Consider the following 250-nt stretch of genomic DNA (forward strand, 5'->3'; position numbering starts at 1 on the left):
ACAACATCTGTAAAAGTCGCATCTAAAGTAGTATCACAATTATCAGCTTCATTAGTTACATCACCAGTTTCACTAACCGTTGCATCATAATTACAAGAAGCATCTGTGAAAATTTCAATAGCTGCAGGAGCAGTAAATGTAGGCGCAATATTATCTGAAACGGTAATCGTTTGTATTTGCGGCGTTGCAGTGTTCCCACAATCGTCTGATAAAGTCCAAGTTCTAGTAATAATAAACGAACCTTCACAAG

Annotated in this window: 1 protein-coding gene; it reads right to left on the reverse strand. The window is 37.2% G+C overall.

Annotation, left to right across the window (positions count from 1 at the left end; all coding sequences use genetic code 11):
- A partial coding sequence (locus ACVCXO_RS00525; protein WP_452227645.1) for a hypothetical protein occupies window positions 1-250 on the reverse strand: 250 nt, incomplete at both ends.

This window comes from Lacinutrix sp. MEBiC02404 (genome assembly GCF_053601575.1).